General features: G+C 52.9%; 11 protein-coding genes. 6 read left to right on the top strand and 5 right to left on the bottom strand.

The window, feature by feature from the left end; genetic code table 11:
• The first annotated feature begins 12 nt into the window (after positions 1 to 12).
• Positions 13 to 1,029: a metallophosphoesterase gene (locus Q8902_12950; GenBank protein ID MDP4200465.1), complete on the top strand. Its 1,017-nt coding sequence runs from the start codon at positions 13 to 15 to the stop codon at positions 1,027 to 1,029.
• Positions 1,030 to 1,037: 8 nt separating this feature from the next.
• Entirely contained in the window at positions 1,038 to 1,202 is a 165-nt protein-coding gene (locus Q8902_12945) for a hypothetical protein (protein MDP4200464.1), read from the top strand.
• On the opposite strand, the gene Q8902_12940 is transcribed toward Q8902_12945, so the two are convergent.
• Genes Q8902_12940 through Q8902_12930 form a run of 3 tightly spaced genes read right to left on the bottom strand, consistent with a single transcriptional unit; the run spans position 1,199 to position 5,791 of the window.
• Positions 1,199 to 2,086 (bottom strand): carbon-nitrogen hydrolase family protein, encoded by an 888-nt coding sequence (locus Q8902_12940; GenBank protein MDP4200463.1) that lies wholly within the window; start codon positions 2,084 to 2,086, stop codon positions 1,199 to 1,201. The two genes, Q8902_12945 and Q8902_12940, sit on opposite strands and share 4 nt — an antisense overlap.
• Before the next feature lie 4 nt (positions 2,087 to 2,090).
• The gene (locus Q8902_12935; protein MDP4200462.1) at positions 2,091 to 4,811 is read right to left on the bottom strand and encodes a VCBS repeat-containing protein; all 2,721 of its coding nucleotides are present in this window, start codon (positions 4,809 to 4,811) and stop codon (positions 2,091 to 2,093) included.
• Positions 4,808 to 5,791 carry a Gfo/Idh/MocA family oxidoreductase gene (locus tag Q8902_12930; protein MDP4200461.1) on the bottom strand — a complete coding sequence of 328 codons (984 nt, stop codon included), beginning with the start codon at positions 5,789 to 5,791 and terminating at the stop codon, positions 4,808 to 4,810. Before Q8902_12930 ends, Q8902_12935 begins: the two co-directional genes overlap by 4 nt.
• A 97-nt stretch (positions 5,792 to 5,888) precedes the next feature.
• On the opposite strand from Q8902_12930, the gene Q8902_12925 reads away from it, so the two are divergent.
• A complete protein-coding gene (locus Q8902_12925) occupies positions 5,889 to 7,295 on the top strand; it encodes a bifunctional UDP-3-O-[3-hydroxymyristoyl] N-acetylglucosamine deacetylase/3-hydroxyacyl-ACP dehydratase (protein MDP4200460.1) in 1,407 nt (468 codons plus the stop codon).
• A 3-nt stretch (positions 7,296 to 7,298) separates the two neighbouring features.
• Entirely contained in the window at positions 7,299 to 8,114 is an 816-nt protein-coding gene (lpxA, locus tag Q8902_12920; protein ID MDP4200459.1) for an acyl-ACP--UDP-N-acetylglucosamine O-acyltransferase, read from the top strand.
• Positions 8,115 to 8,208: 94 nt separating this feature from the next.
• On the opposite strand, the gene Q8902_12915 is transcribed toward lpxA, so the two are convergent.
• Positions 8,209 to 12,060, bottom strand: coding sequence for a FlgD immunoglobulin-like domain containing protein (locus tag Q8902_12915; protein MDP4200458.1), 3,852 nt, complete (start codon positions 12,058 to 12,060; stop codon positions 8,209 to 8,211).
• Between the two features lie 312 nt (positions 12,061 to 12,372).
• Positions 12,373 to 16,692 carry an ATP-binding protein gene (locus tag Q8902_12910; GenBank protein MDP4200457.1) on the bottom strand — a complete coding sequence of 1,440 codons (4,320 nt, stop codon included), beginning with the start codon at positions 16,690 to 16,692 and terminating at the stop codon, positions 12,373 to 12,375.
• Between the two features lie 359 nt (positions 16,693 to 17,051).
• Between Q8902_12910 and Q8902_12905 the strand changes: the two genes are divergently transcribed.
• Together Q8902_12905 and Q8902_12900 are read left to right on the top strand one after the other, a co-directional pair.
• Positions 17,052 to 19,559 (top strand): DEAD/DEAH box helicase family protein, encoded by a 2,508-nt coding sequence (locus tag Q8902_12905; protein ID MDP4200456.1) that lies wholly within the window; start codon positions 17,052 to 17,054, stop codon positions 19,557 to 19,559.
• A 290-nt stretch (positions 19,560 to 19,849) separates the two neighbouring features.
• Complete coding sequence (locus Q8902_12900; GenBank protein MDP4200455.1) at positions 19,850 to 22,357, top strand: N-6 DNA methylase; 2,508 nt, start codon at positions 19,850 to 19,852, stop codon at positions 22,355 to 22,357.
• Positions 22,358 to 22,401: the final 44 nt, after the last annotated feature.

Here is a 22,401-nt window from a genome sequence, read left to right as displayed (position 1 = left end):
TATGATAATACAATGGCAACGATCCCATATCGTGCCAGTGCGACGGGTGCGAGACCACCTGCGTTAGCTGAATACAAAATGCTATTTATGCGAATTGCACACCTCTCCGATCCTCACATTAACCTGAAGTACCATCCGCAGCATTTGCCACGATTGCGGAGAACGCTCGAAGACGCACTCCGGCGTGGTGCGGAACACATCGTCATTACCGGCGACCTGACAAGTAACGCCGATGCGCGCGATCTCAGGACGACACGCCGACTCTTCGAAATGCTGGGTATCATGCGATCGAGCAAGCTCACCATCGTCCCTGGCAACCACGACATCTATGGCGGTCCCCAGCTCGCCGATGATGTACTCGCATTCCCAGAGCGTTGCCGTATCTGTGACACGCGAGAACGGCTCGCCATCTTTCAGGAGCATTTTTCGGAGTTGTTCGCGGACACGATCACAGTTGGAGGGCTTGCCTATCCGTTCGTGAAACGACTGAAGCATGTTGCCTTCATGGCGCTCAACACCGTTGCAGAGCACTCGGTCATTGGGAATCCCTTCGGCTCAAACGGGGAGATCGTGAAGGGCCATCGACAGAGTATTGATCATCTTGGCAACTTCCATGCGTGGCGGACGGCACGCTACCGGATCGTTCTGATGCACCATCACTTGTTCCGGCACAGGGACCTGGTGCGAATGGGTCGCCAGGCATCATCAGGATTGGCTTCGACGATCGAGCTCCAAACATTGAAGTTACACCGTAAACGACGAGCGCTAGGAATGTTCGAGCGGATCGGGGCCAATCTCCTGCTCCATGGACATGTGCATTTTACTGGCCAGTATGACAGGAATGGACTAATCTGTCTCAACAGCGCAGGTGCAGTCTCTCCGACTAACCGCGAGGATGGTTTCGCATATCACCTCATTGATCTCGGGGTCCGCGCACCAAGTATCTCCCGCGTAACGGTATCAAAGTTGAAGCGAGAAAGCATAATAGAATCACCACAGGATAATGCTCGCGTAATTGCGACAGTATAGATTGGGATATGGCAAAAATCCTAAAGCACTGGCATCTCTGGGCGCTCGTTGCGGTCCTTGCCCTTCTGGGCTTTGACCTCACCCAGCATCTATTCAATTTCCCGATTCGGCTCGGCGCCCTTCGCATTGGGCTGCTTTTTGCCGAGCAGACCTGGACGCGATTGCGAGTCTAGCGCTTCGGTCGCAGCATGTCATAGTAGCGATTCTGCCGCGCAGCAATCGCAGAGTATTCCTTTGCATAGAGGTCCATCCGGGCAAGCGATTCGAGATCGGCCCGCGTATCGTCTGGTTCATGGATGAGCAGGACTTGCGAAGTGGTGCGGCGCTCATCGAGATCGATATCGCAGACCGCAAGTCCGGCGCGGCGACCGGTCTCCGCAATAATATCGCCATTGAAATCCATGACACGCGCATTGCCAGGATAGAAGCGACCATCATAGGGCGCATACGGCTGATGACCCGCCAGGTTCGATTCGACAATCCACATGGAGTTGTCGATTGCCCGCGATCGCAACTGTGCTTCGAGACCGCTTTGCGTTGGGCCATGCGTCGTCGTTGGCCAAAACAACAACTCAGCGCCCTTCATAGCATAGATTCGCGCGATCTCGGGGAAGTAAATATCCATGCAAATCATGACCGTAATCTTCGCGAAGCCAAGATCGATAATAGGGAATTCCCAGCCCGGTGTGACAGACTTTGCTTCGATTCCGGTCGGCTGAAGCTTTCGATAATGATCGACACAGCTACCATCTCGATTGAATACCGTCGCCTGATTGTAAACCGCCGTGATGTCGCGCACAAAGAACGGAGCGATGACTGCAATTCCATACTTCTTTGCGGCATCCGCGAAATAATCCATCCAGGCATCGGAGTATTTGGCCGAGTCAATCGGATTCGCCAAACCATTAGTTGTCACTGTCTCCGGCAGGCAAACAATGTCCGCCTTTTGTTCACTCGCATCGCGAATGTACATGCGCGCCCGTTCGAGATTCATCTCGACGGTATGCGGAGTATCCTCCATGAGAAATGAGACTGTCGCTACACGTACCTTTGGCATCACGTTATCCAAAACAAGTTAATAGACCATCGGCGGAGACGACGTAAATCTCGGACGCCCCGTCCCCATCGAGATCGGCAGCAATGGGCGAGCCCATCGCGACGCCAGAATCATAAACGGACTTAACCGCAATCTCATTGCCGGTCCAGCCGACCGCGATCAGCCGGCCGTCGTTTGTACCAAACACAAATTCTTCCCTTCCATCGCCATCGAAGTCAACGGTGAGAATGTCGGTAGCCGTTGCTTGGAGATCCACGCATGTTCGTTCCACTCCAGTCGTGTAATCATAGATGCGAACGCATCCATCGCCATGGGCCTGTGCAAACTCGAGTTGACCATCACCATCAACATCACCAATGCCAGGGAGTCGATAAAGAATATCACCGAACGGCGCTCGTTTCCACCACCGAGCCTGACTTGATTTTTGGATGACTCCAAACCCACCAAATGCACCTGAAATAACCAGATCATCGCCAATAAGCGTCGGCGAGCCATACGCCGTGAACGGGTCATCAATTGAGGACTGGGTCGTGAGATTCTGCGCTTTCAGCAATTGCTCCGATTTCAATACCTCTGCAGTGTAGTCCGTAAGCAGCTTTGGTACGCTGAGCAATTCACCGGTTTCGAGATCAAGACGGCAGAGCGAATCTTTTGCGCAGAATACCGCGATGGATCGCCGATCCTTAAGGAGAAGTGCGGCTGTACCCCATGGCCCCACGCCACGTCCATACTCGCCAATTCCAATGCGGTCTTTCCGCCAGAGAACTTCGCCCGTTGCGATCAAAAACGCGAGCGAGCATTCGGTGTTCATGGAACGCGAGCGATAAAAGCTTGCGAATAGTGCTTCGCCACGCGAGTGCTCGAATCCGAGCCAATCGTAACAACCGACACGCGAACCTATAATGCTGGCTGGCAGATCAGGAAAATCGAAGGACCGAACGCGCTCGCCATGCATGGAATACAGTGAAAGGCGTGCGTGATCTAATCCGCGATCATCAACGACCACCAGCATCGGACCTCCCTTTGTCTCGATCATGCTCACAGCATGAAACACGCCATCATAACCAATCCTGGAGTGGCCTTCGATTTTGTGCACCATCTTGCCATCCGCTACGAGCATGTGAATACGATTCGCAAAGTCTGGCACGGCGAGATAGCGGTCCTCACCATTCTCAAATACGGTTGCGGTACTACCAGGTCTCGCAGCAGCATGTGCTTCAGGAGTCAGATGATATCCGCAAGAACGTACATACTCAATACCATGACGAGTAATGGATGTGACATCTCCGTTGGATGTTGTGATAAGCACACGATCGTTCGCAACATGGGCAACGCGGTACGGGATACTGGACTCGAATCCGATCGTATGCAGCGTAAGAGATCGATCTAGCAAACACAGTCCAGATTCTGTTTGCAGGAAGATTCCTTCTCGCTCCAAAAACTTTCCTCGCTGGATTTCTTGCGACGCGAAGACATCGGGCTTGAACTCCGAGGCGTGCGGCTGAAGATGGACGGTCCGCTCAGCGAAGGAGGCATTTTCCAAACTCCATACCGTACTATCGTTCTTGACAGAGTAGACCGATAGTTCAGAGTTGGCGAGTGGATTGACTGTTGCCTCACGGCTCAAGCACAGTTCGTAGAACCCATCATTGTTAACATCCTGCACACCTCGGAGGTATTGATTCGGCAGATCCGAGATGCACTCCCCTGTCCTGGCTCGCAAGATCTCCGTATGCCAACGAAGATCTTGGTGCTCATTGAATATACTGACCGCAATCTCAAGGTTCCCATCTCCATCGAAATCGCGAATCGAGTTCGACGTATAGCGGAGATCCGTGGAATCCGAAGGGTAAATATGTTCAATGAATCGATCCCAGAGTGGCTGGAAGTTACCCGCGCCATCATTATCCAAAACGGCAACGTGGCGCGATACCATATCACTCAGGATCACTGCTTCAAGTGCGCCATCACCATCGATATCGCAAAGTTCAAAATGTCCATAGTTGCGCCGACGTTCAGTGTCAGAAGTCCATTGCGTTTGTGAAATTAACTGCCCGTTCGCAGGATCGAAGACGTATATGCCACCAATTCTGGCAATCACAATTTCATCCGCGCCATCTCCGTTGACATCGCCAATGGCGATCGATGGATGGTAACTATCATCCATCCAAAGACGATGCAGCACACGCGTCCGCTCGGCACCATCAGAGCAATCGTAGACTAAGACTTCCTTCTGCGAGAAGCACGGGATGATGATTTGCATCGCACCATCTGCCCCTCTGCTAATTGAGTTCGCGAAGGAATGTATTTGAAACATTCCCCCATAGGTCCCATTCGAAAATGGTGGACCGATATAGTGACGGAACAAGAACGAGCCATCAAGAGCCGAGATGATAATGACTTCGTGCCCATTCGTCGTCACTATCTCTAGACGTCCATCCCCATCGAGATCGAAAACACCACTGATCCAATGCGCACCAAACGGTTTCGTCTTCCATCGCTCGTTTCCGCCCGGGTCCATGCGTTGGATTCCACCGCCATCCGCCAGCAACATATCTCCCGAGCCATCTGGTATCAACTCTATTTCTTGATAACTGCCACCAAGGCGATAGGACCAGCGCGGGCTGAGCGTCGCACCTGGATGCCCCGCAAGTGGCTGATGGCCGCTTCGTGTATCATCCCGTCGATAGTCCCGCCATTCGCCCGGCTTGTGTTTTGGACTCATGGCAATCCTCCAAGTGATTGGGGCTCTTGGGTGCGAAGAGACTCGATTCCGGCAAGGAGGATCATTGTTGCGCGGGCGCCATCAATTTCGGTCGTCTCCGGTTGTCGCCCTTCGGTCAAAGCGGCGAGAAATTCTCGGTTCTCGTTCAGGAATCCATCCTCATCGCCCGAGAACACTTCCTCAAATTCGCTATTGAAATAGCTAAGGCGGGTCAATCGATCATAGAGATGTACCGATTTCGAGCCGTTCATTGCCTGAAATGAGAACTTGCCATTGCGAGGCGTCTCCCCCAAATCCCCGATGAGCAAAGTCGCAATCGCGCCATTCTCGAAAGCTAGCGTTGCTGCCATAGAATCAACAAGATAAAGGGTGGAATGATGGAGATTGCCACCTTCGGCATAAATGCGGATCGGGCGCGAACCAGCAAGATAGCAGAGCAACTCAATGGCGTGGCAACCCTGTGAAAGGACATTTCCTCCGCCACGCACTGGATCGTTCGCCCAGCTCTTGTCGGGCCAGCGATGGTCGAATACTTGCGCACTGAGCGCAAGCGGTTGACCAATCAGTTGTTTCGCAGTCTGTGCTAGTGAGTAGTAATGCAGTTTGAAGCCGCTCATGCATCTGACACGATGCCGTTGTACCGCATCCAAAATCGCGTGACAATCACTCGCCGTAATAGCCATCGGTTTCTCAAGAAAGATCTGCTTTCCTTGCCGAGCCGCTTCAATCGCCAGCGGTGCGTGGGTATCATGGTAGGTGCAGATATAGACTGCGTCGATCGCGTTGTCCCGAATGGGATCGATTGGATCAGACGAGGCCCGTGCTGAGAATTCTTCGGCGAGCCGTTTGGCCCGCTGAATATCGCTATCTACAAAGAATGTCGGTGGCGAACCCAACTGGGCCAGAATACGGGCATGGGTTTCACCGATCAGGCCGCAGCCGAGAATTGCAATAGAAGGCGTGATAGGATGATCGGTCATCTCAACAAAATTACGGACTTTGTGAGAGCCATAGGACTTATTCCGTTTTGCTGGTGTTTTTGCACCGGGATGCCAACCCATCCACTCATTATACGGAATGCGCGCTAACGAACGGACAATTTCACACGTCTCCAAATTCGAAGGAATCGGGCTTCATACCGGAAATACCAGCTCGATCGAATTCCATCCGGCCCCGGAGGGCTACGGCATCCGCTTTGTGAGGAGCGACCTGCCCGGAAAACCTGAGATTCCGGCACTCGTCGATTATGTTTCCGATATTTCGCGTGGGACGACGCTGACGCACAATAACGCAAGCGTCCATACAGTTGAACACGTTCTCGCGGCGGTCGTCGGTCTGGAAATCGACAACATTCGAATTGAACTGACAGCGAACGAGCCACCGATCGGCGATGGGAGTGCCGAGCCCTACGTCGAGGCCCTGCTTCGGGCAGGATTTACGGAACAAACAGCGCCGCGAAAGTATCTTGTCGTTGATGAGACTGTCTCATTTCGTAATGAGGCAGCCCAAGTAGAAATCGTCGCGCTGCCTCTGCCGGATGATTATCGCGTAACGGTGATGATCGACTATAATAACCCGGTTCTCGGGAGTCAGCACACTGGCCTCTTCTCGCTGGAGCGGGAATTTGTGACCGAATTTGCGAAAGCGCGGACATTCTGCTTCCTCCATGAGGTGGAAATGCTTTATGAGCAGGGGCTCATAAAAGGCGGGAATGTCGACAATGCGATCGTAATTGTCGATCGGGAGCTGGACGCAGAGGCACTTCGGGCGCTGAGTACGCGGCTTGGTATTCGAGATAGCGTGATCCTGGGATCAAATGGCATGCTCAACGATAAGCAACTTCACTATAAGAATGAGCCCGCCAGGCATAAGTTGTTGGACCTTCTGGGCGATCTAGCATTAGCAGGAGCACCACTCCAGGCGCAGATCCTCGCTGCCCGACCCGGTCACGCGTCCAACGTCGAATTTGCGCGTAAACTTCGGAAATTATACGAAAAGAAGGCGCTTGTGCAGAAGTACAATCCTTCCGCAAGGAACGGCTATGTGTTTGACATTACCGCAATAGAGCGGATCATGCCCCATCGATACCCGATGTTGCTCGTTGATCGGATTCTATCGATGGATATCACACAAGGGCACGAGCAGATCGTAGGACTAAAGAACGTGACCTATAATGAGCCGTTCTTCATGGGTCATTTCCCCGGCAAACCAGTAATGCCCGGAGTACTCATCCTTGAGGCAATGGCTCAAACAGGTGGGATGCTTCTCCTGAATGCGATTGCCGATCCGGAGAAGAAGCTGATTCTTTTCATGGCAATTGACAAGGCAAAATTTCGCAAGCCTGTTACTCCCGGCGATCAATTAATTTTTGAGCTCACAATGCTGCGGAACCGAGGCAAAACATTTGTCATGTCCGGCATCGCAAAAGTTGAAGGGCAAGTCGTTGCCGAAGCGGAATTGATGGCAGCAATCGTGGATAGATAAGATATGGCAACAACGATTCATCCGACGGCAATCGTCGATTTTAAGGCCAAGCTCGCTGACGATGTCGAGATTGGAGCATATGCTATCGTCGAAGGCGACGTCGAGATTGGCCGCGGTACGCGAATTCATCATCATGTCTTTCTTGGCAATGGTGCGCGTATTGGCGAACGCTGCCAAATTCACCATGCCGCTGTGGTCTCCAATGTCCCCCAGGACTTGAAGTTCATGGGCACGGAAAAGACCTATGTAGAACTAGGCGATGACTCCGTCGTCCGAGAGTTCGCGACGATCCATCGGGCAACCATTCATCAAGCCGATACGAATGCCGGAACCTTGGATGGCGTGACCCGCATTGGACGAGGCACACTCATCATGGCGTATGCTCATGTTGCGCACGACTGCAAAGTTGGCGAAGGGGTGATCCTCTCGAATGCAACCCAGCTCGCTGGTCACGTGACAGTTGAAGATCTTGCGACCATTGGCGGCGGGGGCCTTGTCCATCAATTCTGCATGATTGGTACGCTCTCGATGATCGGCGGCGGAGCCGAGGTCCGAAAAGACGTGCCTCCTTTCTCCCTGATTGGCGGCGGCGGCGCGCGATTTAGCGGAATCAACCGCATAGGTTTAGCACGCCGTGGAAAATCCCGCGAGACAATTCAGGCGATCAAGTCATCCTATTTCACCCTCTACCACAGTGGCCTCAATGTAACTGCGGCAGTGCGATCGATCGAGCAAAGTCCGGAGTCCGCCATACCAGAAGTCCAGCAGATTCTCCGCTTTATTTCCCTTTCGAAGCGCGGCATTATTGGCGCCGCATAGGCGCAGGTACGCCAACATCCATTTTTCGACCCAATAAACAAGAAGCCCTCGCCGCAATGGCGAGGGCTTCTCTTTGCGAGTAGTTCGATGCGAACTACTTCGTAACAGTCATCTTGATTGATGCACTATGCTCGCCACTGACCAGCTTGCAGATGTAAGAACCAGCCGCGACATCGTTGCCGCCATTGTCCTTACCATTCCACTCTGCTGTGTGTGAACCAGCATCTTGATCAGTCGCAACCAGCGTACGCACCGTTTCGCCAAGCTGATTATAGATTACGAGTGTCGTCGGCGCGGCAGTCGGAATCGTATAGCTCAAGTCGGTTGAGCCATTAACCGGCATGAAGGGATTCGGGTAGTTCTGCGAAAGGCTGAACTCCTTCGTAGGATCAATGGTCACTTCGACCGAATTGGTCGCATGCAACGCACCGTTAAGATCCAACTGCTCGAGACGGTACGTGTACGTACCAGGCTTGACATCGTGGTCAATCCAGCCGTAACCTGTCTGCGTCGAGCTGTTGGGGCCCTTTGACTGAACAAATCCGACCTTCTCAAAGAAGTCGTCTGGCGTCGCAGCACTGCGGCGTTCGATGTAGAAACCATCATTGTTCGTCTCGCTTGCAGTAGCCCAAGTCAGGACGGAAGTACCATTCTGCGATTCGCCATGCAGATAGACGAGTTCGATCGGCAACATGATGCTCTTCGAAACCATCGGACGAATCATTGGAGTATAACTACCGGCACTGACCATGTAACCCCAGTTCGGGCTTCCACACCAGAACTGATAGTTGCCGCCAGCAAGGAAGCAGTTTGTCGGCCAATATCCAGAACTCGGGGTCCAAGGAGCCCATGTTTGGCTACCAGCAGTTACCTCAAGTGCCCAGACGCAACTAATATCGCCGGTGTTTTCGGATTGGCTCCAAGCCGTTCCGTACTGGCTATTATACATCGGTGGCAAAGAAGGCAGGATGGGGTCATATACCCGAACGACTGCACTACCGCGAGAGATATTGCCGCCATTCTCCATATTGTTGAGGCCAAGCTGGCTAACACCAATCCAGTACACGCCCTGTGTCGCACCGGCGTCCGCACCGCCCTGAACCACGATCGGCTTCGGGAAGAAGTAAGGCCAGAACTGATTGAAGTTTCCACCCCTTCTTACGTCATTAAAGGTAGATTGAATTCCAGACTGGACAACGGTATCATTCGGCTGGCATGAAGAAGGATCGCCATTAAGCAGCGAGATTCGGATGCCATTAGCTTCTTGGTTTGCGTCCGCAAAGAATACGCGTGCACCGTAAATAGTGTCCTTCTGTGAAAGTTTGAATTTCACAGCGTATGTCCCACTATTTTGGTTGAATCCAATGCCTGAACCGGTGGTCCGTGTCAGTGTAGGCATATCATTGCCCGCACCAATACCTGGAGTAATTCCAGCATTGTCATACGCAAACTCCTGCACCGCCTGCGAGCCAGTTTCGACACAAAGTGCGAACTTGGTGTAGGTTCCAGTGATCGAAGTCTCCGGCTGATAGCCCGATTGATCGATCCATCCGTGGATCGTATAGACAAGCCCCTGGCCGGTGGTAGCGTTCTGTGCATTCCAGTTCGGCATCTTAACGACAGAGTCACGACCGGCGCCCAATTGGCTCACCGTGACGGCCTGCCAATATACGGTATTACCGTTCGGATCGAGGACCTGCACCCGTAGCGGGAATGGAATGGCAACGTCCGTGGAATTATTCTTGATCTTTACATAGACCGGAATCGTCACAGCTTGCGAAGCTGGGATTTTGGTATACGGGCTGACCACACGAATCCACATGACTTCGATCTCCGGCTTTCGGGGAACGATGACTGTCGGATTATCAATGTACCACGGATCGGCATCATCAGAAGGCGGGGGCGGATTTGCACCATTATAGCTGGCCTTCAGACGGAAGCGGAAGCGAAAATCTGCAGTGAAGTAGTTCGCAGTTGGAATGATCACATTCGGGAATCCAGTAATCTGTATCGTGGCGTTTGTCGGTGTCATTGCCATGAAGAACTTCTGGAATTCGAAGTCATGTCCACCATCGATTGCCGTAATATAGGTCCAACCGCTGGGTGAGGGATTGCAGCCAGGTTGATTTGGTTGTTTGAACTCAATTACCATCGAGTCTCCAGTCCGAACCTTATTACCCTGGATATTAACGACACTCTGCTCTGCACCGAGCATGACATCACCGTCATAGAGCCATGGGTAAGCGATGCGTCCCGAGCGTTGGAAATCGAACATGAAATTCGCCCTGGTTTGCCCCAACAGATTTATTGGGAAACTCATGAGTGTATCGCCAACGCCATTGCCGCTGTATGTATTTCCATCAACGTCAAGGCGGTCCAATTGAATGACAGGGGATTGGAAGCCATCGGCCCCATAACCGCCACCGGTCAGATCGCGTGGTGGTGGCGGATCCCAAGTTTGAGATTCACCTTCAACCACCTGCGCTCCGACAGAAATCCATAATGTCTGGTCAGGAATATCAGCAGAGAGTGTCTTGCTGTAGTTGTTCGAAGGATCGCGGTATGGCTGAGTCGTTCTGCGAACACCGAAGATACGAATGCAGACCGTGTCATCAAATGGCCACTGGTCACCGATGTTGTTGTCAACGGAGTCGAACGTTGTTGCGACGGCGCAAGCATTGAACGTCCCGAGCTGGCTGAGGATGTTCGGGTTCGTTGCGTACGGCAGGAATGTGATCTGCTTAGGAATCGTCGGGGTCGTATCGACGATTGCAACACGGCTATAGGTAATGATACCCGTGACAACATTGCGAATCTGGAATCTCGCCTTGAAATCATGGATGTCTGCCGCATTTGGATCGACATCGACATACGTCGCCTTGGGCGTTACTGCGGCACCGAGGCAAATTTCATAGTTCCTGGGCGGGTAGTCAACCGAAACTGCTCGCACCGCATCATGCCAACGGCGGAATTTCAGAGCCCATTGGCCATTCTGGCGGAAGTCCTTGTTGCAGCTCTTGCACGTAATGTTCTTGTTCGCATCCCAGCGGGCCGCTCGGCCATAGAGGACGGACGTGGATTGTGCGCCCGTTTCGTTGACCATACCGATGGATACATTGTTCTGGAAAAGTCGGTATGCTAAGGTCGGAGGGAATCCATTGATTGAGCCAATGAAACGTCCGTAGTTGATTTGGATGCTGGAATCCGTATTGGCGAGAACATACTGGAATTTCTGAATCCAGATTCTATCAGCGCCGGGATAAGTGAAACCAGCCGGAGCGAAATTATTTGGGCTAGCCGGACGCAAGCGGAAATTATAGCAATTCATGTAGAACGTATCGAGCGAAGTCGAAGTCCGATAATACACGAGGGTTGTGTCATATCTTCCGCCGTGACGCATATCGAGATCAGCCCAGAGCCCGGCGATAATATCGCGCGGCGCAGAACTGGCGCTGTTCAGGAAATCGACATTGGAGCCGCGGCAATATGCCGGAGGTGATCCTGCCGATGCATTAGAATACGGGCCAAAGCCGATAAATCCATTCGATGAGACGTAGATGCTGTCATAATTCTGTCCGTAAAAATTCCAATGCTGCCCCATTGCTAACGGAATCGGGCCGGCCATAGCATCATTAGAGCTATCGTAATTGGCCGCTCCAATCGTATAGGTCGGATTGAAGAAGAACGTCCCAGGCCGTGCAAGTTGCTGCGGACCGGTCGCTACGCGAAACCACTCGATCGGATTGAACGTGGTATCGACGAAGAAATAATTGGGCCTCCACGGCGTCGGCGAATTATCGTCCGAATCGACCACAAAGTAGCCGGTCGCCAGATTATTCGGTTCACCGCGACGGTCCTTCGATTGTGCCCCAGCGCGCGGAGCGATGCTCAAGAGAGCGAGCACCGATAAGCACACAAGAACGGACACGTAGTAAACACGTCTCATCGTTGTCTTAGGTTAGTGATTGGTTAAAATGAATGCTGATAATAAGCAAGTAGCAACACTCCAAAAGAGGACGGCCTTCGGATTAACCGCACGGCTTATCCCTCTTTCACAGTCTGGTCTCGGATGTATCACTGTAAAAATAACACATTTTTCGACCGCACCCACGAAATTCGGTTTTTCAGCACCTGCTATAAGAGGTTATCGAACAGCCCATGCCACTATAGAAGACCAATGAACCTCCAAAAGGTAACAGTCGCCACGGATATTTTTTTGAGTTTTATTTTAATTGGTCTCGCGGAACTGCCAAAATCGCTATTCACTCTCTTCGATGTAGCCTCGAGCAGGAAGGTCTATATGGAAAACTGTTCCATGGCCCGGTTCACTTTCCACCCGAATAGATCCTGACATATCAGTAATTGTCTTTTTCACAAGGGCAAGGCCGAGCCCCATCCCACTGGTCTTCGTGGAAAAATTGGGGTCAAAAGCTCGCTTGAGTGTCTCTTCGGACATGCCAAATCCCGTATCCCGAAGCTTGACGTGGATCATCCCTTCAGCTTCAGCCGCCCGAATCACCACAATCCCCCACCCTTCGATCGCCTGGACCGCATTTCTGAGAAGATTGACAAATGCACGGCGAAGCTCATCTTCGTCCGAATGGAGAAGTGGGAGATTCTTCGGGACATCAATAATAAACCGAATTCGGCTGCGTTCAGAATCGAACAGGGCGACAGCACTCTCGCAAACACGACGAAGATTGACAGGTCCCCATTTTCGGCGCGGCATCGCTCCGAAGCGTGAAAATTCGGTGGCTATGCGCGTAAGTACGTCGATCTGCTCACGAAGCGTCCGAATCACACGGCGAAAGATCGAGTTGAAATTGGGATCCTTTGCCTCATGAGCGTGCTCCAGATGCTGAACGGAGAGTTTCATGGGGGTCAGTGGATTCTTGATCTCATGTGCCACCTGCCGGGCCATTTCCTTCCACGCTAATTCACGCTCCGTCTGTGCCACGATTTCTCGGCTCTTTTCGAGTTCGTGGGTCATTTCGTTGAATGACTGCATCAGCTCCCCAATTTCATCATCCCTCGTGACAGGAATCGAAGTCTGTAATTTGCCGCGAGCGACGCGTTCGGTCGCGTGAATTAACTCCAAAATCGGCGATGCGACTCTTGCGGCAAAGAGCGCTCCAATGCCCAATAGGACTAAGCCGAGAGCGGCAAAGATTCCATACACAAAACTCGTCGTGCGGGCAACTTGGGCATCGATCCGCACTGCCTCATTCATTGTCGCCAGACTCAGTACCGCCAGAAGCTTCGAACCTGTCGTTGAGGTCACCGGCTGATATCCGACTTCATATGTCTCCCTTCCGAGCCGGACGGGTTCAGTGAAGAACGTCCGTTCTCCAAGCGCGACCTCCTCGATGGCGCGCGAACCAAGGGTACTCGCCAATAATGATGATTCATACAACTCTGGACGACTGCTCGCTCGAAGCCGGCCCGCGGGATCAAACACACTGAAATCCCGGCCAATAATCTGTGAGAGATTTTCAACTTCAATTTGTAGGTCACGATTGCGAGTTCCAGATTCGGACGACGAGGGCGCTTCGAACACGCGGGCGATCCGATCCTTAATGACGGAAGCGTCGCGTGCGAGGCGGTCCTGCTCTTCGGATTGCGCCCGCTCGCTGAGCAACGTCCGTGTCACATTGGTCACCACGACGAGTGGCACAAGAGAAATCAGCAATACAATCAAGAAGATACGATCGCGAAAGCGGAGGGTAAACCGAATACGTCGAGTTGCTACTTGTCGGGCCACCAAAAGGACGAGGACAATGAAAGCTCCATAAATGAGACCGATCGCATTCAAACGCAGGGCGAACTCGAGTGTGCGGCTAAAAGTCGGCTCCGGCGTGCTGACGGTGATGATCGCATCGCTCATCGGCACGCGATAAAAGAGCGTCTGAAACCGATCGCCACCGAAGGCTATCGATCGCCAGAAACTCGTAACATGCCGCAAGGCCCGGACCGTCCAAAGTGGAAGTGCTGAAGGCACATCCAGCCAGGGTGCATTTGTGATGCGGCGGGCATTTGGACGATATTCTGCAATGACAAAACTTCCGTCAGCCATCGGATCGGAGACGACCGAGGAGCCGCCACGCACGCCAAACGCAGGAGACGCGATTACTTGGAGTTGAGACGCCGGCTTAACGAGCACTGGAAGATCGCTCCACAGGGCAACTGAAACAAGAAGTCTGGTCCCATGCGAAGCATTTTGCTGCGATGGACCTCCAAGCGTATCGCTGTATCGCAGAACTCCAGCTGCAACGGGGGCGCATGAACTCGTAAGACATGGAACAATCCGAACGGTGGTCTCAGAACCACTATCTCGCGCGGAGGTCAGACGGACTTCAGAATCCAGAATGGGGCCGATGCGTCGCATCTCCGAAGCCGCGCCCAGCGTGGCAAAATGCGAGATCACGGCAGATGGGTGTGCCTCACTAGTCACATTAATGGCCGCCTCCCATGCCGGGTGGGATTTGGCGCCATCGAGCCAAATCAAGAAGGCATATTCTCTCAAAGCGGCGGTATCGCGACCCGACTGTCTCCAATCGTTCAGTCGATCGCGTGCCGCCAACAGAATGCGTGCTGATGCACCCGCTAACTCCGTCGTACTAACTTCCGCATTTTCACGGACCATTCGCTCCGCTACCAGTTTGTCGGCCTCGAGTTGCTTCGAAGCGATGAGCGGACTCATGATCAGCGTGGAGATCGCCAAAATAAAAAGAATGGACCGGCTGGAACGCGGCAGCTTGTATAGAAAGGATGAATCACCTTGGGCTGTGTCGGGCGAAAGGGCGTCGATGGTGATGACAGAAAGACTCACGATAAACGCGAGCGCAGCAAGCGATGAACGGTAGAGAAGACTAATTTCCGAAAGCGAAATGAGATCTCCCGCAAAGACTGCACCCAGCATGAGAACCGCGAGCAAAAGACTACCAAAGATGATGCGCGTAAGAACGGAGAGTCGCCGAGAGAGTAGTGAGATCGCCGAGCGCAGAGCAAACGTCAGAAGCAAAGAAGTGAGGAACAAAAAGGCAACACCAAGACCAAGGAAGGAAAGCAACATCAGGAGCATCCCCGGCGCCGGGAGCACCTGCTTCACTGTCATGTATCGCAATGGACCACCCATGACGATCGCTTCCACGGTCGAGCTCACGCCATCGGCAAGAAGTTGCGAGGCAAAGACGGCAACAGACATAAAGCCGATCAACCCGATAATCTTCCTTGGACCAAGGGATGCAAAATATTTCTGTTTAGATTCATCGCGCACTAATGGTTCGCGCGGCATCCACACAATCCAGAACATGACCGCAGCTGCGGTTGCAAAGACAGATGTGACAAACAGCTCGAACGGATTATGGGCAATACCGTATCCGTAGTCTGATGTGAAATCTGCCGGGTTTCGATATGCAGCACCCACGAGCATACTGAGACCGCCGAGCCGGGCGACAAGAATTCGCACGAGCGTGATCGAGCCGATGACAATAAGCGAGAACCAGACCCGAGCGGATACAGGCCGATCCTCAATCATTCCGTCCGGCCTGGGTATTCCGGAGCGGTCATTGGGAGTCGGCTCGGTTGGTTCTGCGATCGCTACGAGCAACCAAATCAAACACCCAATAAGTACGAGCGTCGTCCCTAGCCTCCATAGCACGTTCAACCAAATCGAGAGATCAGATTGATCGTTTGTCACTCGATTTGCGATTTCCAGATTCCCGACAAAGCTGGCTGGATCACTCGGGTCCGCAAAAAGATCGACTCTGGTCCATTCTGCATTTGAACGCAACCGGCCAGGCACACCGCCGAAATGGACCTGCACTTCGCGATGAGGGGCATCTCGCAGGCCTCCCAAAAACGTCGCGTCCCGCGGACCGCCTACCGGCTCCTTCGTCGCAATGAGTCGTTTCGTCTCAATGTATCCTTCGAGGACACCTTCATGAGAGACAAGTTTGCGGACGGCAGTCAAATATGCATATATTGGCTCGCTCTCGAGGAAGATACCGCGGTCTCGATTTGCAAGTAATGCCTCGCCGGTCAGAAGAGTATCGAACCCAAATGTCACGGAGCGCGAGGTATACCAGGCAAGCAGCCGGCCATCGGCCGAATAGATCGCCGATCCATGATCGGCCACACGATATCCCTCCGACGTGGATACCGTCAGAGCAGAGTCCGGCAGATGAGCGGCATAGACCGAGTCCCGTTGCCGGAGAAGGGCAAATAACTCCTGGGTGGAATGCTGGACCGTGAAATGCTGAATCGCCGGATCTGCCGCAAGACGATCGCGAACGGTGTCGAGCGCTGCGGAGATTGCGCCGAGGCGGCTGCGGCTTGCACTGGCTACTTCGCCAGGTGTCCAGACATCCTGACTTTGATCGAGGCCACCAAGCCGAAGGCCGAACCAGGCGGCCCAACTGAGCGCCGAAAGAATCGCAACGATCCGAACAATTCGTACAAAAAGCCGGGGAGCCGGAGCGAGTTGGTCCTTCAACCTATGCCACGACAACGAACTCATGCCGCGCATGGCGCGCACGAATCGAAGAATCGCCCGAACAACAAGTCGAAAGAACTTCATCGGCTTTATGCAATTTACGAAGCCTTTCGGTCGCGCACCTCCAATTCGCCATTTGCCCCCAAGAAGAGGTGCCCGAAGTTAAAGTAATACTTTAATTCTCTCTTTTGAATTGTCATTTAATGAACGCCCTCTCCCTTCGCGCAAAATCGCCTCTGCTTTCAATGAGCAATGGGTGCCCGTCATCACACAATCAACATACAACATTCCTCACCCCTCGCGCAAGGTGCCCATCAAAGAATTCACGAAGTTTTTTCAGCCAAACCGGACGAGGTCTAACCCGCAATAGCGATTGGGTGCAACTATGACTCAACATCATAGGGTTTTCATCGCCTGATTCCAGAAACCTACCCTGTTCCCTCATGTCCACAGAAGCCCGTGCCCGAATCAAAGTCAACCACTTGCTGGATAACGCCGGTTGGCAGTTCTTCGACACGGCGGAGGGGAAAGCGAACATCGCGCTCGAAGCCTCTGTAAAAATCGATGCCGTCGGCGATGACTTCGAACACACGAAGAACGGCTTCATCGACTACCTTCTGCTCGATAAGCGTGGTGATGCGCTTTGCGTGGTCGAAGCCAAGCGCGAAGAGCGAAACCCACTCGATGGCAAGGAGCAGGCACGCGGTTACGCGAAGGGCAAGAATGCTCGGTACATCATTCTCACGAACGGAAATATCCACTACCTCTGGGATTTGGAAGCAGGAAATCCGCAGATCATTTCCAAGTTTCCCGATCAATCCGACTTCTCGCTAAAGGAGCAGTTCAAACCGGACCGTCACGCGCTCATCCGCGAAGTGGTTGGCGAGGATTACATTGCCATCACCCAGAACCCTCTCTATGCTCAGAATCCTTCGTATCTCGACGAGAAGACGCGGAAAGAATTTATCGAGAGCCAGAAGCTTCGGCTCTTGCGACCCTATCAGATCAAAGCGGTCCAGGCATTACAGGACTCTGTCAAGAAAGGCAACGACCGATTCCTGTTCGAGATGGCGACCGGCACCGGCAAGACACTGACCGCAGCGGCCATCATCAAGCTCTTTCTGCGAACTGGCAACGCAACCAGAGTTCTCTTCCTCGTCGATCGGTTGGAGTTGGAAGATCAGGCGGAGAAGAATTTCAAGGACTATCTCAAGAACGACTACACTACGAAGGTCTGGAAACAGAATCGTGAGGACTGGCGAGATGCCGCAATCGTCGTGACGACCGTGCAGAGCCTGCTCACTCGCTTCCGTGATTTTTCACCGCTCGATTTCGATCTCGTCATTTCGGACGAAGCGCACCGCTCCATCGGAGGCAATGCCCGTGCCGTCTTCGAGCCTTTCGTCGGCTTCAAGCTGGGTTTGACCGCAACACCAAAAGACTACATCAAGAATACCGATACGGAAGCACTTCTCAGAGGCTCACCCGCCGAACTGGAGAAGCGACAGATCCTCGACACCTATAAGACCTTCGGATGCGAGAGCGGCGATCCGACATTCCGATACTCCCTCCTCGATGGCGTCAAAGAGGGCTATCTCGTCAATCCCTATGTGCTCGATGCTCGAACGGAGATCACGACACAATTGCTTTCCGATGAAGGCTATGCGGTTGTCTATGACGCCGATAACGGCGATGAAGTCACGGAGAACTTCGTAAATAGGGACTTTGAGAAGAAATTCTTCAGCGATAAGACCAACCGCGTATTTTGCGAGACCTTCCTGGAACATGCCCTGAAAGATCCGATCACCGGCGAAATCGGAAAGACCATCATGTTTTGCGTGAGCCAGAACCACGCAATGAAAATTACGGAAGTGCTGAATGCGATTGCCGATAAGGCGTGGCCCGGCCGCTACCGGTCCGATTTCGCGTTACAGGTTACCTCGCGCATTACGGGCGCGCAGGGTATGACCAAGCAGTTTGCAAACAATAAGCTCAACGGGGAATCCAAACTCGTAGAAGGATACGAGACATCGAAGACGCGCGTCTGCGTGACGGTTGGAATGATGACGACCGGATACGATTGTCAGGACATTCTGAACCTCTGCCTCATGCGTCCGATCTTCTCGCCAACGGAATTCGTGCAGATGAAAGGCCGCGGCACCCGGAAGTACAATTTCAAGTATGAGGTGAAGCTTGCGAACGGCGAGCGCGATGTGACCACCGAGCCGAAGACCACGTTCCGCCTCTTCGATTTCTTCGGCAATGTCGAGTTCTTCGAGCATAAGTTCGATTACGACGAGCGGCTGAAACTACCGCTGCCGCGCAGCGACCGGCCACCGGAAGGTGAGCCACCGCCGAGGCATCCGGAAGGGTCGTATGTCAGCGAACGGCTCGATCCGCTCAAGGATTTGAAGGAAATTCAGGTTGGACTCGAAGGGCTGAAGCCCGACCGGATGCTCTTCCAGAAGTTCGAGGAGACCGTCAAGAACGATCCGGTGGTCACGGATAACTACATGAGCGGCAATCTTGCCGTCGTCAAGGATTATATTCGAAGGGAGATTTTCGAAAAGCCCGAAGAGTATTTCAATCTCGAAAAAATCCGTAAGGCGTTGGGGCTGGACCGCAAGCCAACGATCGAGGAATTGCTCGATCATGTGTTCCAGAAGAAGGCAATCCCATCGCGAGAAGAATTGCTAGATCTGGAATTGGAAAGCTTCATTCAGGTTGAGAAGCCGGACCCAAAGTATTATGGAGCAATCAACCGCGCGTTCAAAGCCTATCTGACCGATCCCGAAGTGCAGGAGATCATGCGGAACAAGGAATACGGAAGGCTCGCGACAAATCCGATGTTGCGCCTCTCCGATGTCGAAGCATTGAACGGATACCGCGACATTATTCCGCAGTACATCGATACCTATGTATCGCTCAATAATTTTCTGCCAAATGCGTAATCGCATTCCGGGACACCGCCCTTTCAGGGCTTAGGTGTGTTTGGGTTGCGCGACCCAGGGTTCCGGCCTTCGGCCTCCACCCTGGGCTGCGAGTACTCCGCCGCTCCGCGGCTGAATGCTTCGGCCACAACAGCGTCTGGCGAGCTGACCCAGCCCCGAAGGGGCGAAGTACTCGCAGCCCAGGGTGGAGCGAGCCGCACCTATGGTGCGGCGAAGCGGAACCCTGGGTAAGCAGACGTTTAATAGATTTTGAAGCCCTGAAAGGGCGATGTTTTTACCACACACAATCCATGCTGGACTCCGCCACTAAAAATCGAATCGACAAGGCTCGTGATGTCCTGGTCGGAAAGGTCCCCGACCCGAAATCGCAGGTCGAACAGATCACGCTGGCCCTCATCTACAAGTTCATGCACGACATGGACCAGCAAGCCGAGCGGTTGGGCGGCAAAGCCACGTTCTTCGTCGGCAAGTACAAAAAGTATGCGTGGACGAGCGTCTATTCCACCAAGATCGGCGGACACGAACTCATCGGGCTTTATGGGGATGCACTCGCGGAAATGCAGCTCAATCCGAATCTGCCGCCGCTCTTTCGCGACATTTTCAAGAATGCATTCCTGCCATATCGAGACCCCGAAACACTACGCCTGTTTCTTAGCGTCATCAACGAGTTCAGTTACGATCACAGCGAGATGCTGGGAGATGCGTATGAATATCTCCTCTCGGTCCTTGGCTCGCAAGGCGATGCGGGGCAATTCCGAACTCCGCGCCACATTATTGATTTCATCGTGCAGGTGGTCGGGCCGATGAAGACCGATCGCATTCTCGATCCGGCCTGCGGCACCGCCGGGTTCCTCATCGCGGCATTCAAGTATATCCTGAAGACGAATACGAATAAGCGCGAAGGCGATCTGCTCACGACCAAAGACCGCAAAGAGCTTGGAAAGAACCTCGTCGGCTATGACATCTCGCCCGACATGGTCCGTATGTCGCTGGTCAATCTGTATCTGCATGGCTTCGCCGATCCCGCCATTCAAGAGTATGATACTCTCACCAGCGAAGACCGCTGGGACGACAAGGCCGACGTCATCATGGCGAACCCGCCCTTCATGTCGCCGAAAGGCGGCATTCGTCCGCACGGCAAATTCCGTATTGCCGCAAGCCGTAGCGAAGTGCTGTTCGTCGATTACATCCTGGAGCACCTAACGCCGCAAGGCAAGGCCGGTATCATCGTGCCCGAAGGGATTATTTTCCAAAGTGGCAATGCCTATAAAGATTTGCGAAAGTGGCTCGTCGATGAACATTTGCTCTATGCCGTCGTCTCGCTCCCGGCTGGGGTCTTCCAGCCCTATTCCGGAGTCAAGACGAGCATCCTCTTTATCGACAAAGAAATCGCCCGCCGCAGCGAGCATATTCTCTTCGTCAAGATTGGAAACGATGGCTTCGAAATTGGCGCTCAACGAAGGCCCACACCCGAGAAGGACGAATTACCTTCCGCGCTGGAAGTAATCAAAGAGTACAAAACCAAACATGTCATTCCCGCGAAAGCTGGAATCCAGGCCCTCCTCGTCCCGAAAGAGAAAATCACCGCCTCCGGCGATTACAATCTCTCGATGGACCGGTATCGAGATGCGGTAATCACCGGAAACGAAAGATGGCCTCGGTTGAAATTGGAAGAGTTGGTTACGGAGATGAAGTCAGGATTTGCCTCGGGCAATTCTGAAAAAGAGACAGGTGATGTGATTCATCTTCGACCAATGAACATTACGTCGAAAGGAGAACTTACATTTGAGGGTTCAAAATACATTTCAAGGTCAGAAGCGAAACCAGAATACACGCTCAAAGCCGATGACGTGCTATTCAACAACACCAACAGCAAAGAGTTGGTAGGCAAGACGTGCTTGATCGACAAGGATTATGATGCTGTTTACTCTAATCACATGACTAGAATACGGGTTGAGCGTGCTCTCCTATCACCCCGCTTCTTGGCATATGTTCTTCACTATCTTTTTCAATCGGGCTACTTCCTCGCTAAATGCAACAAGTGGGTCGGACAGGCTGGAATAAACTTAAAGAGCCTTGGCGAGACTGAAATCCCCCTTCCGCCGCTCCCCGTGCAGGAGGCGTTGGTGGCCGAGTTAGAGCGCTACCGCAAGATGATCGAAGGCGCCCGCGCCATCCTTGCGAACTACAAGCCCGAAATCGAGATCGATCCGAAGTGGGAGATCGTACAGCTAAGCCAAGTCTGCAAGAAGTTTGATTACGGTATCTCCGAGGCGCTCAACACGGACGGCGTCGGCTACAAGACGTTTAGAATGAATGAGATAGTCAATGGCCGCACGGTTGATAACGGCAGTATGAAGTGCGCCGACATCACACCCCAAGTATTTAAGAAGTATCAGCTCAGGCGCGAGGATATTCTCTTTAATCGCACAAACAGTATTGAACACGTAGGAAGAACCGGCATCTTTGAACTCGATGGTGATTATATCGCAGCATCCTATCTTGTCCGCCTTATTCCCGATAAGTTGAAAGTGGACCCGCACTTCTTGAACTTTCACATGAATCTCGATTGGTGGCAAAAACAATTGAAGACAAAGGCGTCTCGCGCTATCGGTCAAGCAAACATTAGTGCTTCGTTGTTAGCTAAAGAAAGCATCTATCTTCCCCCTCTCGCCGAGCAGCAAACCATCGTCGCGCGCCTCGAACAGGAGCGGGCGGAGATGGAGATGCTGAAGGGGCTTGTTGCGCGGATGGAGGGGAAGATCAAGGCGCGGGTTGCGGGGCTGTGGGGGGAATAGCGGACTTCGCGGAACAACTGACACTTCCGATTTGCTTTGGATGT

Source organism: Bacteroidota bacterium, assembly GCA_030706745.1.
Lineage (GTDB): Bacteria > Bacteroidota > Ignavibacteria > Palsa-1295 > Palsa-1295 > PALSA-1295.
The sequence above is the reverse complement of the archived record's forward strand: the minus strand, read 5'-3'. Positions and strand labels throughout refer to the sequence as shown.

Excerpts from the sequence above, each read along its gene's own strand:
- Q8902_12950 (MDP4200465.1), top strand. The coding sequence starts at position 13 with ATGGCAACGATCCCATATCGTGCCAGTGCGACGGGTGCGAGACCACCT.
- Q8902_12945 (MDP4200464.1), top strand. The coding sequence starts at position 1,038 with ATGGCAAAAATCCTAAAGCACTGGCATCTCTGGGCGCTCGTTGCGGTC.
- Q8902_12940 (MDP4200463.1), bottom strand. The coding sequence starts at position 2,086 with ATGCCAAAGGTACGTGTAGCGACAGTCTCATTTCTCATGGAGGATACT.
- Q8902_12935 (MDP4200462.1), bottom strand. The coding sequence starts at position 4,811 with ATGAGTCCAAAACACAAGCCGGGCGAATGGCGGGACTATCGACGGGAT.
- Q8902_12930 (MDP4200461.1), bottom strand. The coding sequence starts at position 5,791 with ATGACCGATCATCCTATCACGCCTTCTATTGCAATTCTCGGCTGCGGC.
- Q8902_12925 (MDP4200460.1), top strand. The coding sequence starts at position 5,889 with ATGCGCGCTAACGAACGGACAATTTCACACGTCTCCAAATTCGAAGGA.
- lpxA (MDP4200459.1), top strand. The coding sequence starts at position 7,299 with ATGGCAACAACGATTCATCCGACGGCAATCGTCGATTTTAAGGCCAAG.
- Q8902_12915 (MDP4200458.1), bottom strand. The coding sequence starts at position 12,060 with ATGAGACGTGTTTACTACGTGTCCGTTCTTGTGTGCTTATCGGTGCTC.
- Q8902_12910 (MDP4200457.1), bottom strand. The coding sequence starts at position 16,692 with ATGAAGTTCTTTCGACTTGTTGTTCGGGCGATTCTTCGATTCGTGCGC.
- Q8902_12905 (MDP4200456.1), top strand. The coding sequence starts at position 17,052 with ATGTCCACAGAAGCCCGTGCCCGAATCAAAGTCAACCACTTGCTGGAT.
- Q8902_12900 (MDP4200455.1), top strand. The coding sequence starts at position 19,850 with ATGCTGGACTCCGCCACTAAAAATCGAATCGACAAGGCTCGTGATGTC.